General features: G+C 51.2%; 13 protein-coding genes. 7 read left to right on the top strand and 6 right to left on the bottom strand.

What is annotated here, in order from left to right:
* The first annotated feature begins 80 nt into the window (after positions 1-80).
* The 4 genes from D8M41_RS05200 (at position 81) to D8M41_RS05185 (ending at position 5161) form a co-directional block, all read left to right on the top strand.
* Positions 81-980, top strand: a complete 900-nt coding sequence (locus D8M41_RS05200) for an ABC transporter ATP-binding protein (RefSeq protein ID WP_006888844.1) — start codon at positions 81-83, stop codon at positions 978-980.
* A complete protein-coding gene (locus tag D8M41_RS05195; RefSeq protein ID WP_126926518.1) occupies positions 956-2608 on the top strand; it encodes a transporter in 1653 nt (550 codons plus the stop codon). Before D8M41_RS05200 ends, D8M41_RS05195 begins: the two co-directional genes overlap by 25 nt.
* A 201-nt stretch (positions 2609-2809) precedes the next feature.
* Positions 2810-3112 (top strand): DUF3039 domain-containing protein, encoded by a 303-nt coding sequence (locus tag D8M41_RS05190; protein WP_006888875.1) that lies wholly within the window; start codon positions 2810-2812, stop codon positions 3110-3112.
* Positions 3113-3373: 261 nt separating this feature from the next.
* Positions 3374-5161 (top strand): DEAD/DEAH box helicase, encoded by a 1788-nt coding sequence (locus tag D8M41_RS05185; protein WP_126926517.1) that lies wholly within the window; start codon positions 3374-3376, stop codon positions 5159-5161.
* Between the two features lie 24 nt (positions 5162-5185).
* Here the strand turns inward: D8M41_RS05185 and D8M41_RS05180 are convergent, their stop codons facing one another.
* The 3 genes from D8M41_RS05180 to D8M41_RS05170 all read right to left on the bottom strand — a co-directional run bounded on the left by D8M41_RS05180 (position 5186) and on the right by D8M41_RS05170 (position 7587).
* The gene (locus D8M41_RS05180; RefSeq protein WP_126926516.1) at positions 5186-5833 is read right to left on the bottom strand and encodes a hypothetical protein; all 648 of its coding nucleotides are present in this window, start codon (positions 5831-5833) and stop codon (positions 5186-5188) included.
* A 176-nt stretch (positions 5834-6009) separates the two neighbouring features.
* Entirely contained in the window at positions 6010-6738 is a 729-nt protein-coding gene (locus D8M41_RS05175) for a DUF6891 domain-containing protein (RefSeq protein ID WP_006888827.1), read from the bottom strand.
* A 177-nt stretch (positions 6739-6915) separates the two neighbouring features.
* Complete coding sequence (locus D8M41_RS05170; protein ID WP_006888887.1) at positions 6916-7587, bottom strand: hypothetical protein; 672 nt, start codon at positions 7585-7587, stop codon at positions 6916-6918.
* Positions 7588-8043: 456 nt separating this feature from the next.
* Between D8M41_RS05170 and D8M41_RS05165 the strand changes: the two genes are divergently transcribed.
* Positions 8044-8514, top strand: a complete 471-nt coding sequence (locus D8M41_RS05165) for a hypothetical protein (RefSeq protein ID WP_006888848.1) — start codon at positions 8044-8046, stop codon at positions 8512-8514.
* A gap of 91 nt (positions 8515-8605) precedes the next feature.
* On the opposite strand, the gene D8M41_RS05160 is transcribed toward D8M41_RS05165, so the two are convergent.
* Together D8M41_RS05160 and D8M41_RS05155 are read right to left on the bottom strand one after the other, a co-directional pair.
* Complete coding sequence (locus tag D8M41_RS05160) at positions 8606-9181, bottom strand: hypothetical protein (RefSeq protein ID WP_126926515.1); 576 nt, start codon at positions 9179-9181, stop codon at positions 8606-8608.
* 60 nt (positions 9182-9241) lie between these two features.
* Positions 9242-9952, bottom strand: coding sequence for a DUF6891 domain-containing protein (locus D8M41_RS05155; protein WP_126926514.1), 711 nt, complete (start codon positions 9950-9952; stop codon positions 9242-9244).
* A gap of 356 nt (positions 9953-10308) precedes the next feature.
* Here D8M41_RS05155 and D8M41_RS11915 point away from each other — a divergent pair, with 356 nt between their 5' ends.
* Positions 10309-12198, top strand: coding sequence for a S8 family serine peptidase (locus D8M41_RS11915; protein ID WP_238693470.1), 1890 nt, complete (start codon positions 10309-10311; stop codon positions 12196-12198).
* A 79-nt stretch (positions 12199-12277) separates the two neighbouring features.
* Entirely contained in the window at positions 12278-13303 is a 1026-nt protein-coding gene (locus D8M41_RS05145) for an S-layer homology domain-containing protein (protein ID WP_238693469.1), read from the top strand.
* Positions 13304-13416: 113 nt separating this feature from the next.
* On the opposite strand, the gene D8M41_RS05140 is transcribed toward D8M41_RS05145, so the two are convergent.
* The gene (locus tag D8M41_RS05140) at positions 13417-14043 is read right to left on the bottom strand and encodes an isochorismatase family protein (protein WP_006888918.1); all 627 of its coding nucleotides are present in this window, start codon (positions 14041-14043) and stop codon (positions 13417-13419) included.
* Between the last annotated feature and the right edge of the window lie 34 nt (positions 14044-14077).

Here is a 14077-nt window from a genome sequence, read left to right as displayed (position 1 = left end):
TATGCTTAGGGGTGAGTAAAAGCTCCGCGAACGGGGCAAAAATAAGGGCATACTATGCTCATACTTGTTACCGTTAATCTATGGAAGATAAAAACTCTCTCAATAACTCGTATCCCTCACCACCTGTCCCCGGGGCAGAAGCAGAGCAACCGAAGCCGGAAGTTCACCTGCCCACCTCGGTGCAGCAGAACATAGCCCCGCAACGGGGGGCCGCAACCACCAGAAACGCGATTGAAGTTCGCGGGCTCACCAAAGCTTTTGGGCAGACCGTGGCCGTGGATCGTATTAATTTAGGCATCCCAACCGGCTCATTTTATGGGCTGGTGGGGCGTAATGGTGCCGGTAAGACCACCACCATTTCGATGGTCTCAGGTATGCTGCAACCCACCGAAGGTATGGCGTTTATTAACGGGGTAGACATGTGGCAGGCCCCCCTAGAAGCCAAGAAACACCTGGGGGTGCTCCCTGACGGAGTGCATCTTTTTGATAGGCTCACGGGTGAACAGCTCATCACATACTCCGGGTACCTGCATGGGCTTGATAAGGCAACTGTTGCCGAACGCACCGCCGATCTGCTGCGCGCTATGGACCTCACCGAGGCAGCGGGGCGAACTGTTGCCGACTACTCCGCCGGTATGACGAAGAAAATCGCGCTTGCTGCCGCGCTCATCCACGCCCCTTCTGTGCTTATCCTTGATGAGCCGTTTGAGGCTGTTGACCCAGTCTCAGCGGCGAATATTCAGGACATTCTTAAAGGATTCGTCGGCTCGGGGGGAACCGTCGTGCTCTCATCCCACGTGATGGACTTGGTGCAGCGTTTGTGTGACCACGTGGCCATTATGAACGAAGGCCATATTCTTGCCGCCGGAACCGTCTCTGAGGTACGCGGAAACACCAGCCTAGAAGAACGTTTCGTGCAGCTCGTGGGTGGGCGCACCAGCTCGGAAGGATTGTCATGGTTGGGCACCTCGTCTCACTAAAATGGCGGTATGTGATTGCCTCACTCAAACGGAGCGTGTGGGCCCTGATTGGGATAATCCTCGGTCTTCTATACCTGGTGGGGATTCTGATAGGGTTGGGATTCCTCTACAGTTTTCTGGCTTTTGAATCCCCTGAGGGGGCGGCCTCGCTTGCCCTGCTGATAGGGACGCTGCTGTGTCTGGGGTGGATGCTGGTACCTATCTTCGTCAGCGGCCTTGACGGAACCCTGGATGAGAGCCGTTTCGTGCTTTTCCCCATAGAACCAAAAACCCTGCAGAAGGGCCAATTTCTTGGTGGGTTTATTGGCATACCCGGTATCGCAACCATAACTATGGTGCTGATCGGTGCCCTTGGCTACCTTACTAACCCGTTGGGGCTTCTCCTGTATCTTCTCTGCGCCCTGCTGGGGTTGGCCACCCTCATGTGCATAGCTCGTATCGGTAATCAGGTCGGTGTGTACCTGAACGCTAACCCGCGCATTAACCTCATCCTCATGCTCACTGCGGGGATCCTGCTCATGAGCTCCGGTTTTATTTTTGCGGGTGCAACAGCTTACATTGGAGAGAACTTTGAGCAAATAGCGCCCTACGTTGTATGGCTTGGGTATACCCCGTTTGGTGCTGCGTTTGCTGTTCCCCTGCATGCTGCGGCGGGTAACTGGATTCTTGCGGCAACGTGCCTGGTGCTTGCACTTGTTTACCTGGCGGGCACCTGGTGGCTGTGGGGGCGTCAGCTGGAACGCTCCATCCGTAACGTGAGTGGGCAGACTCAGCGCGGGACAGCTAAGGCATTGTCCGTTGGTAATATTGGGGTGTTCGCTAAATTCCCCAGCACCCCGGTCGGTGCGGTAGCGGCACGCACCCTTCACAGCTACCTGAAAGATGCGCGCATGAGTGTATCGGCGGCCACGTTAGCCATGATGTACGTGCTGCTGGGAATATTTTTACCGATGGCCAATAGCGGGTTTTTTAGGACCGGTAGGATTCAGCTTGGTATGGATACCAGCACCGCTGGTATTGAGGCGGCCTTTAGCTTCTGGGTGTACTTCAGCACCATCTCTGCGGGGTACTACATTATGTACTCGGTCTCATACGATAACACCGCCTTTAGCCTGCACGTGCTCTCGCCGCTGCGCGGGCGTGATGACAGGCTGGGCCGTGCCCTGGGGTACTCTGTTTTGATGGTGCCTGTGGTGGTTATTATGACCTTCGCTGTGTGTCTTATTCATGGTGTTGTGGGGATGTACCCGGCGGTGCTCCTGCACCAGTTGGGCACCTATGCGGCGGCTCTGGGCGTGGGCCTGTATGCCGATACCCTGCTATCTCCACCGGCTCCGGCACCCGGGTCGAACCCGCTCAAAACCCCGAAACAAACGGACGGCATGGCCAAGAACCTCTTGACGATGGTGGTGATGCTGATTTGCATGGCTGCAACGATCCCGGCATTTATCTGTGTACTTATTTATATGTTCAGCTCCCATGAACCCATGCTCCTATGGGTGGGGGGAATCATCCAACTGGTTGTGGGCGGCATTCTTCTGGCCCTTGGCGTTGTGATTGGCGGTAAGTCTTACGACCGTAATAGCCACGCCATGCTTCAGCGAGTGGCTAAGTTCACCGCAGCCTAACCTACCAGACAACCACAGCGCACAGAGGCGGCGGATCAGAATACGATCTGTATGAGATATTCTGCTCCGCCGCTTTTTGCTGTGCTTTTACTGCTGCCTGGTTTCGGTGAACGGGACAATACCCGGTACCCGCCACTACAATGGGAAGAGTTATCTACACAACCGCAGAATGCCCATGCGGCATTGTCTAAGGAGAGAACTATGAGCTCCATTGAAGGTATTGAGGACCCGTTTGGCACCAAACCCGCAGGTGGCACCAGCCTGCTGGAGCGTGAGGAAACTCAGCTTTCTGAGCCCGGTGACCACGAACGCTTCTCGCACTATGTGCGGAAAGAAAAGATTATGGAGTCCGCGCTGACCGGTGAGCCGGTTCGCGCCCTGTGCGGTAAAGTCTGGACTCCCGGGCGTGACCCGCAGAAGTTCCCGGTCTGCCCCACCTGCAAAGAAATTTATGAGGGTCTTAAGCCCGGTAAAGACGGTGGCGATAATAGCGGCGACAACTAGCCGCAGCTGACTGGCAGGCCTCAGCAGGCCCACGGCAGCCAACACCAGCAGACAGGGCGCATCCGAATAAGTATGCATAGTACTGGATGCGCCCTTCTTTCGCGTTCGGCGTATCCACCGTACAGTACTGGGGGTACCGTTGAGCCAGGCAGCGTGCAAGGCGGTACACTCTTAAGGCGTCCGCACCGCACCGGCCACTTACGCCCGTGCGAGCTGCAGCGGGGGCATGACGTATAGAAATGATTAAGGGGTAGGGGAAGAATGAGCGAACACGAAGAACCCACACTGTTTGAAGGCGCCATTAAGCCGAAACTTTCCCCGGCCTACCCCGGCCGTGCCCCGTGGGGAACCTCCGTCAGTTTACGTGCTTGGCAGACGGAGGCTATGAAAAAATATTTTGAAACCAACCCGCGTGACTTTATGGCGGTGGCAACCCCGGGTGCTGGCAAAACCACTTTTGCCCTCACCCTGGCTCGTGAACTTTTTAGCCGCGGTGTGGTGCGTAAGCTCACCGTGGTAGCGCCCACCGACCACCTGAAAAAGCAGTGGGCGGATGCCGCCGCTAAGGTAGGCATACCGATCGACCCGAATTTTAAAAATGCCGACATTCATGTGGGCCGCCAGTACAAAGGGGTGGCACTTACCTACTCCCAGGTGGCGAATAAGCCGCAGCTGCACGCCCGTAACACTGAGAACGACAAAACCCTGGTTATTTTTGACGAGATTCATCACGCCGGTGACGCGCTCTCGTGGGGAGACGGACTGCGGGAGGCTTTCGACGACGCCACTCGACGCCTCGCCTTGACCGGCACCCCGTTCCGCTCCGATGCAGCACCTATCCCGTTTGTCAACTACGAAGAAGACCACGAAGGGATCCGCCGATCCCGCGCCGACTATTCTTATGGATATGGTCCCGCTCTCAAAGACCATGTGGTGCGGCCGGTAATTTTCATGGCGTACTCGGGGCAGATGCGGTGGCGTACCTCCGCCGGGGAGGAAATGGCGGCAAATCTGGGGGAGGGATTCACCAAGGATGTGACCGCCCAGGCGTGGCGCACCGCCCTTGATGCGAACGGTGAATGGATACCCACTGTTTTGGCTGCTGCCGATAAGCGCCTCACCGAGGTGCGCCGTACCGTACCTGATGCCGGGGCGCTCGTGATCGCCACCGACCACGCTGACGCTAAAGCATACGCCGAAAAACTGCATGCTATCACGGGAGAGAAGCCAACTGTGGTGCTCTCAGATGACCGCGAAGCCTCCGCAAAAATTGACGAATTCCGTGAGAGTAAAAAGCGGTGGATGGTGGCGGTCCGCATGGTCTCTGAGGGCGTGGATGTGCCGCGCCTTGCGGTGGGTGTGTACGCCACCAGCACCAGCACACCTCTCTTTTTTGCTCAGGCAATCGGGCGTTTTGTGCGGGCCCGCAAGCGTGGGGAGACCGCCTCCGTGTTCCTGCCGTCGGTTCCGCAGCTGATGATGCTCGCTAACGATATGGAGCTAGAACGCGATCACGCCCTCGACCGCGGCGCCACCCAGGAAGAGATCGACCCCATGGTTGAGGGGCTGGATGATGCGGCGCTTGAAGAAGCAAACCGTGAAGAGCGAGCCTCGGAGCAGCTGGCTCGCGGTAAATTTGAGGCAATAGGCTCGCAGGCCTCTTTCCACGGGGTGCTTTTTGATGGGGCGGAGTTCGCGTCGGGCGGGCTGGAAGTCGGTTCGGAAGAGGAACAGGATTTTCTGGGCATCCCAGGCCTGCTTGACGCTGAACAGGTCGGTACTTTGCTGCGGGCCCGTCAGCAGGAACATGCTGCCCGCCGCCCGGCCACTGCAGCCCCGGCGGTGGTGGACCACCGCCAGCTCAAAGAAATGCGTAATAAGCTGGCGAAAAACGTGTCGGCCTATTCGCTGAAAAGCGGCAAACCGCACGGGGTGATCCATAATGAGCTGCGTAAAATCTGCGGCGGCCCGGCGGTGGCTCAAGCATCAGCGGAGCAGATTCAGGCACGCCTTGATAAGCTCGCGGACTGGTTTGTTGGCAGGAGGTAATGGCCCGGCTCGGTCTGTGAACGGTTAGGGGATGGCAAAAAATCCGGTGTTCGTCACGAGCGGGAAGTCAACCGCCGTGCCATTCCATTTAACCTCAACGCCGTGGCCTTCGAGCACCGGGATAATGCGGTTTTGGATAATCGCGCAGTCTGCATCGTGAATCTCTTGATCGCTTACTTCCCCAGTATTGCTGAAGGTGCCGCAGTGCAGTTGGGCGGCGTCGTAGAGCAGTAGGGCCTCCGCGCTTTCTGCACTGAGCGATACATACCCGTATCGGGTGGCACCGTCTTCGGGCCCTTCCTCAGGGATGCCGCACCAGTTACCGTCCGGGTAAGCAATAATCCCCGTTCGTTCCAGCGCTTCGAAGGCACACACCAGGTTGCCTCGGCACCCTTCAATACCGATCTCTTTAGCATAGGCACGGCGGGAGGCAAGGAGCGCCTGAGCGTACTCTTCTAGCTTTTGGGGCGGGATAAGAATATGCCCTTCACCGTCGTCAAGGAACGGTTCAAAAACCTCCGTGTAGCACGCAATATCTGATTCGCCGACCAGCAGGCATGCCATGAGCCTGCGTTCTACGGTGGGCCGATCCATCTCTGGGATTGGCCAGCTGCGGGGTATAGGTGGGTCAATACGCGGTGCGCGCCATAGTTTTAGCTGTTCTGCAGTCACGTGAGGGCTACTCATGCTCCCAGTGTAACCGGGATACACAACCATCATCCACGCATGGAAGGAATAATATTGTGCATAAAAGGCTGATTTATGGGGGCAATTATGCAAATTTATGCTATGGGGGTATGTCGGTACTGGGCAAGCGTATGGTACCCGCAAGACCATTGTGCAGCCTGTTAGGGGATAGCAATGTATTTTATGTTCATGACATTAGGACAATAGGTAGTATCGCCGCCCCACCGTACCTGCAGTCCGTGACGTTCAAGTACCGGAATAACGCGCTCTTGCAGAAATTGCTCCGTAACCCGGCGATGAGCTGCACTGCGTTCCTCTTGACTCATTGACTCCCACTGCTGCTCAGAATACTGTTGGCGCAATGCTGGCGGGAAAACGCCGTGTTGAAGGTACACGCTTGCTGTTTCTGAAATATCAGCTGCACACTGCTCGCTGAAAAATACATACCCGTACCAGTCGCGGGAGTCATCTACCTCGTCGTAAATACTCCATGAACCGCACCTGCTGCAGCAGGAGAACGCCTCACGCGCTACAACACCCTGACGATTGAGCTCTTTAAAAGCGAGAGAGATATTGCCCCAGCACTTTTCGATCCCCAGTTCCTGGGCATAGGCACGGCGGGAGGCGATGAGAGCACGGGCGTAATCGTCGAATTCCTCCATATGTTTCTCATCGCAATCCCACTTATCGCTCTCAGCTATAGTGCTGTCGTTCAAAATATCAACATAGGAAAATGGATCACTGTCACCCCTGAAAAGCGTACCCCACAGAACCTCACCCACGAATTCACTCACCTCATCAGGCATGCCCCAGTGGGCCGGAAGGGGTGGAGCAATGCGCTGGGTGTACCAAAGTTTGAGCTGCTCATCAGTAATGCTAGGTGTAGTCATGGGGTTAACCTTAGACCACAAATGCATACATGTCGTTGCACGCGGTCAGTCACAAAACCGGTGATCCGCAGACCTTATAAGGGAGGAAAAGACAGCACAACACCCGCACGGGGGCAACGCCCGTGCTATAGGTGCATTACGAATAAGGATGGGCAGGCGCTCTACCTACCACGGGGGCTAAGGTGCAGCGAAAAACTCCGCGTTTTTCAGCACGGGAAGCTCAATGTACGTGCCGTCCCAATCTATCTCAACACCGTGGCGCTCAAAAACCGGGAGGATGTGCTGGCGGATCACAGCACTATTAATGCGGTTATACTCCGCATCACTCATCTCTTCGAGCTCTTCGCCCGTTACAAAAGCCCCGCAGCTGAGACGGGTCTCGCCATTTTTAATGAGTTCTTCGGCCTCTTCGGGGCCGAGCGACACATACCCGTACCAGGTATGCCCATCCTGCGGAGCCTCATGCGGTATGCCGCAACACCCGAAATCGGGGTTCATCTTAACACCCTGACGTTCGAGCTCAGCAAGTGAAAGGTTCAGGGGAGTGCCCGGCACCCCGCCTAAGGCGGCAATATAGGCACGGCGGGAATCAATGAGCTGCCTAATATAGGCGCGAACTTCCCCGTCCCAGTCAGCGGAACCATAGGCATCCCTGAGCGAGGGAGTCTCCCAGAAGTAATACTCATAACGGGCCGTATCAGACTCACCGGTGCTGAGCAGGCGCCAGAGGGCATCTTCTAAGGTGCCACGCTCTTCACCGGTCACAGGCCAGTGCGCCGGGATAGGCGGATCGATACGCGGTGCGTACCAGCTGTCACGGAATTCTGTGGTGATGATATCGGTGGTCATAGTTTCAGTGTAACCGGATATTTAATGCATGAAAAGCGTATATTTCTATAGAAACTTTAGCTAAATAAAAACTTTTTACAGAAATAAATGCTTCTCGAACCAAAAGAGGTCTTTAAAACTATAGACGGTTATTCATTGAGGATATCCTGCCACCAGATTATGAGCCAACATTTTGCGGCTGCAGCGCTGACATCTGCTGGTATTGCTCTTCCGCTAACGCTGGTGGAGCGCATCGTGCCGCTCTTGCCGAATAGATGCTGTAATATCCAGTGTGATAAAATCCTGTTATTTTCTCAGCCAGTCCGTGGTGTTTTCCTGATGAGAGGGCGTCCAGTACAACGATAGGGTACCGAGCTGGTCTTTGACTAGTCATATAATGACGTTTGTTCGCTGTAATTTTGTTCCGGTAAAATTGCAGCAAATAAACATTATTATAATTTTTGTAGGAGATGAAATATGAGCGATCAAAATAATATAAAATACTACGAAAAAATTATTATACTGGAAGATGAAATATACGATTCTGATGCCCTGGATAACTATGATGCTTTTATTTTAAAATGTATAAAATTCGCCGAGAAAAATATTATTCCATTAAGCCAGTACAGGAAAGAACTGGAAGGTGTAATTAAACAATGCACAGACTTTTTGGAAGGCAAGATTGGTAGATCTGAACTGGAAAAATATTATATCCAACTAGGCAGAAAGATTCGCTTGTCAGGAAGCTTAGATAAAAAAGAAAAAGAAATACATATTTTTATGTCTATTTTTCTTGACTCCAATTTCTTGCAAAATACGGCACCCGAGGAACAGCAAGATAGCGATATTTGTTATCTGTTATGTAACCTGTATAGGATAAAAGATGATCTTGAATTATGCAATACATTCTATAGCAGTCTTTGTTCGGTAGGGGCAGATGATGCATAAGTAAATATGTAACTATCGGTATCTATAGGGGAAACCAGTGCCCAACTGACGCAATAATCGGATCTGCTCGCCAGCACACCTGCGCCCTATTCTACTGAGGGATAAAATGCCTGCCGGTCGTAACGTAATCCATGGGGGTGAAATGTGTGGGAAGCTCCGCATTTTCAATAGCAAAAATATAGTTTCGATAAAATAGGCTATGCACTGAACGGTTATCTATTTTTAAAATATCTTCTTCAAAGTTTCTGGCAAGTTTCAACCGTGCGTTTTCCTTGTCAATACCCTTCCCAAGAGCGTAAAACAAGACCGATAATAATAAACAATAGCAGCACCTAAATTGGTGCAATGATGAGTTTATAAACAGTGGTTCTTGAATATCTGAATAATGAAATGGGATAAGCCATACTTCTTTGTTTTTATTGACAGTAAAGAAGCCATTGCTATTCTTTCCAAAAACAATAAATTTATCTTTATTGCTGTTTTCGAAAATAACTTCTTCGTCTTTGAACTTTATGAATTCAAATTTATCTTTATAGTAATTCTCCAACCTTGAATATTCGTTGCTTGCCATATCATTTAACAACTCGGAAAATGAATAAATTTGCTTATTGAAACTTTTTGAAATCTTATAGTCCGTACCTTTTAAATCACTCTCATTAATAATCATCAAATATTCCTTATTGGGCAGATTCCTTCTGCAGATTTGCGGCTCATATCTGGTAAATTGCTACGGGATATGGCTAAACTGCGATGAGAATACCTGTGGCCGTACAGAATAAGAGCCTTCCCAATCTACCCATAATCCGTGCTGCTCGAACACCGGAAGTACCTTTTCGCGCAATAGTTTTACACTCAAACTCTCGTACTGCTGCTCTTGGGTTTGGGCATCAAGTGCGTCCCATTGCTGCTCGGTAAAATATGCATCCAGAAAAACCCCATAATTGAGGCATACTGATCCGCTCTCGTATGCGGATTCAGCATCCTGTTCGTGGTAGAAAACGTACCCGTACCAAGTGCGTGAATCGTCTCTCTCATCCCAGATTTCGGCTGAACCACACGAACCGCAACAGGTAAAACACTCCCGTGCCACCACGCCCTCATGCGCTAAAGCGTCAAATGCCAACGTTAAATCATTATTCCGAGGCTCCAGTCCAATAGCTGCAGCATAGGCGCGGCGTGCGTTAATAAGCTGCTGGGCGTACTCTGTTATCTCTTCCCTGTATTTTTCACCCAAGCCAGTGTTCTCATCGGGCAAAATATAATCAAATACTTCCACATACGCTTCCGGGGTAGATGCGCCGTGCAGAAGCATCTCCCACAGAAGCTCTTCAAGCTCGGTGCGGCTCTGGTCGTTGAGCCCCCAATGTTCTGGGAGAGGCGGGTCAAGACGCGGGGTATACCAAAGACTGAGCTGATGATCGTCACACTGCTTATTCATACCCATATATTAGCTGTTGAGCCGGGGTGCTACACTGCTAGGTCCAGCAGCACTGGCAGCACCTGGTGACAATGCGGGGTACTCCGGTCCGTACTGCACGCCATTCGAACATGCAGATATGTACCACCAGCTCCCCTAGCGTAGCTATTGAGCCGGGCGGCAGGTAGCACTGGGAGAGATTTTACTGTTAGCTTTCGTATGATGTATAATTTTCGTCAGATAGATGTATCTATATATATTCACTCAAGTTTTGAAAGGCTAATGATGGTCTTTGCGTTAATCAGTGATAAAAAGTTAAGTATTAGAAAGCTAGTTTCTGTAACTACTTTAGGATTTTTTTGTTTGGGACGTCATATGTGCCTGCTCTTAGTTTTGAGTCATCTAGTGCCAGTAGCTCACTAACAAATATCAAGTACAGTTTTTCTGACTCATCACAGGGTTTATATAACCAATTTATTGTGACGTTTTCACATGGCTTTGTTGCCCAGCATGCTCCTAATGCGGATACGTTGCTAAGCAACGTTGAGTCTAATAATATGGTGGATGCAATTAAGTATAATTTTGCCGATAAATTTGGCTACACTGTTTCCTATAGTCATACGATTGCTATAAAAAACTCTGTAGTAATTAATATATCAAATTATATTAGTTCAGACAATATTGATTCTTTTATAGAATCAGCTAAAGATATCTCTGGTGTTGAAGATATTTTTCCAGACTATAATATAGATTATCAGGGAATCTCTGACCCTGAGATGAACGAGTCTTCTCAGAATCAACAAGAAGATACTCCTGTACCTGATCTTTCTGCATATTCAAAAAACTATGTCACTCCAAATGATGAATACTTTGATAAGCAATGGGATTTACATGGTGAATATGGAATTAATGTAAAGTCCGCATGGCAACGCTCCCTGGGTGATAACGTTACAGTTGCAGTTATCGATACTGGTGTCAATCATCATCCTGATCTGGTTAATAATATTGTTCCGGGTTACGACTTTTTATCTGATGCTATACAAGCAGACGATGGTGATGGGCGCGACTCAGATCCTTCGGATAGTGCGATGGTGCCTAAAAATGGAATCTGTTCTAATGGGCGAAAAGCAGAAAGTTATATGCGTTGGCATGGTACTCATATTGCGGGTACTATCGCAGCTTCAGCAAATAATAAAATTGGTATGTCTGGGATTTCTCCCAATGCGAAGATTCTGCCTGTACGTGCTTTTGGGCCTTGTGGAACTAGGTTCTCGGATGTTACTGATGCGATAAAATGGGCTGGGGGTCTGAAGGTGCAAGATACTCCAGAAAATAGGTATCCTGCTCAAGTTATTAACCTGTCGTTTGGCTCATATTTAAATTCTGGCAGTAAATGTTTTAAAGGATATCAGGACATATTTGATGAATTGCATGCTAAGGGTATCGTGGTTGTAGCATCTGCTGGTAATAAGAACCTTGACGTCAAATATTTTACCCCTGCAAATTGTAATCATGTTATTTCTGTGAGTTCTACTACTCGAATGGGTGAGCGGCCTGTTGCCTCATACGGTTCTAGCGTTAGCATAAGTGCTCCTGGAGGGACTCATGCTCCTAATCAAGGTATATTTTCTACTTTTAATACAGGAATGATTTCTGTTGGAGAGCATAACTACAGCGAGAACGCGGGTACTTCTATGGCTGCTCCTCATATTAGTGCTATTGCTGCTTTGGCTAAATCAGTCAACCCAGATGCTACTCCTGATCGTATACTTTCTGCGATGCAGAAAAGTGCTCAAAACCGTCCTATACAAAACTGTGATCAGTATAGCTGTGGTCCTGGTATTGTAGATGCGGGCAAGACACTGGAATATCTGGACAATCCTGTAAAGAACCCTGATCCATGGAATAATGGTCCAATATTTTACGATATACATAAAAACATGCCATTTTATCAAGAGATTCAGTGGATAGGAGCGCAGGGTATTACTACTGGATACCCTGATGGCACGTTCCGCCCAGCAGATAATGTAGAACGTGGCGCAATGGCAGCGTTTTTCTACCGATATGCAGGACAGCCAGAGTATGTGATGCCAAGCACTTCTCCATTCAGGGATGTTTCGGTTGGCAGCAGTTTCTATCGAGAGATTACCTGGTTGCATTCTACTGGTATAGCTAATGGGTGGCAGGATGGGACGTACCGTCCTGTAGACCCCATCCGCCGTGATGCAATGGCAGCTTTTATTTATCGCTACGCTCACAAGAAGTAAATACGCAGTGTGCGCGGTGTATCTAAAGGTCAAAATACGTTAGGGGTGTGCCGCACGCTCTATGGTGAAAGAGATAACAATGAAAAAAGTAACTACTCGTAGAACCTCTCAGGCAGTAGGTACTGCCATGTGCGCTGTTGCACTGGGAGCTACGTTGCTAGGCCCAGCAGCACTGGCAGCACCTGGTGACAATGCGGGGTACTCCGGTCCGTACTGTGCGCCATTCGAACATGCAGATATGTACTACCAGCTTTTCCCCATCACGTTCACCGCTGCGGCTATTGAGGATGCGAAAGCCCAAACCGAGCATCGTGGGTGGAACAATGAGCAGATACACCAGTACTTGGTGGCCCAGCTGAGTCAGAAACTCACCGAGGATAACTATCCTGTGAATATCCAGTACTACAGCTACATACAATCTGGAGACAGAAACTATGCTGAAGTAGAAGTATCCCACTTTGTCACCGCCGCGCAGGGCAAGGGACTTCTGCAGAAACTGCTCTCATACCCCACCGTTCAAGAAGCTCAGGTGCAGCCCGTCCCACACCCAACCGTTGACGGCCCCTGCCGATTTAGTGATGTGCCCCAAAATCATCCGTTCTACGAAGAAATCACGTGGCTAGAGTACCGAAATATCACCACCGGCTGGGCCGATGGTACCTACCGACCGCTGAATAATATTGAGCGCGGGGCGGTTGCTGCTTTCTTCTACCGGCTGGCGGGTTCGCCGGAGGTTACCTTGCCCGCCGCCTCACCTTTTACCGATGTGAACCCCTCGCACCAGTTTTACCATGAGATTGTGTGGATGCATCAGCAGGGTCTTACTACCGGCTGGGCCGATGGCACCTACCGACCGCAAGACGCGGTTACTCGCGAGGCAATGGCCGCATTCTTCTACCGTTACGCTGGTAAACCTGACTATGTAGTGGTTGGGCCAGTTTTTAAGGACGTGCCTCATGATGGCGCATTCTACCGCGAAATTAACTGGCTACGTTCAAGCGGCATTACTACCGGCTGGGCCGATGGCACCTACCGCCCTAGTGAGCCGATTCACCGTGACGCAATGGCTGCGTTTATCTACCGCTACGCGCATCTTGACACCTAAATCATCCGCATATTACACGTGCAGAGGCGACATTCTTACCGGGGCATACTACAGGGAACCCACTAAGAATGTCGCCTCGTACTCTAAAAGCGCTCACGATGAGCGGGACGCGCTTACAGCGCCTGCTTGACCGTAATGCCCTCGTCCTCCATCTCGGCGATTACTTCGTCGAGCTTATCCTCGTGCACGGGGGCTGTCAGATCGATCAGCACACGGGTCTCATACCCAGCATCCACCGCGTCCTTAGCGGTTGCCAGCACACAGTAGTCGGTGGCGATACCCACAATGTCGACATCCTGTATCTCGTGTTCATCCAGCCAGTCCGCCAGCGGGGTTTTCGGGCCTTCGTCATCCAGCGTGGCACCCGGCTCATGCTCACCGGTCATGACCGACTCCTCGGGGGCCTGCAGCCCCTCGAACCCTGAATACGCAGCCTCATACCGGCCCTTACGGAAATACGCTTCGATGTAGTCGGTATCAAGATTCGGGTGAATCTCGGCTCCTTCGGTATTCGCCACACAGTGCACCGGCCAGGAATCCACAAAATCCGGGGTGTCAGAGAAATGCGCGCCCGGGTCAATATGCCAGTCCTGGGTGGCCACAACCGCCTCGTACCGGTGGTGGTTATCCTCAACGTATTCGCTAATGAGCGAGGCGACCTTGGCTCCTCGGTCGGTTGCCAACGCCCCACCGGCGCAGAAATCGTTCTGAACATCAACAATAATGAGTGCTTTTGCCATGAGACTATCCTAGAAAATCCTTGGGGCTCAGTGA

The organism is Rothia sp. HSID18069 (assembly GCF_003989155.1).
GTDB lineage: Bacteria > Actinomycetota > Actinomycetes > Actinomycetales > Micrococcaceae > Rothia > Rothia aeria.
Note: the sequence above shows the minus strand (reverse complement) of the source record. Positions and strands in the feature narration are given on the sequence as shown.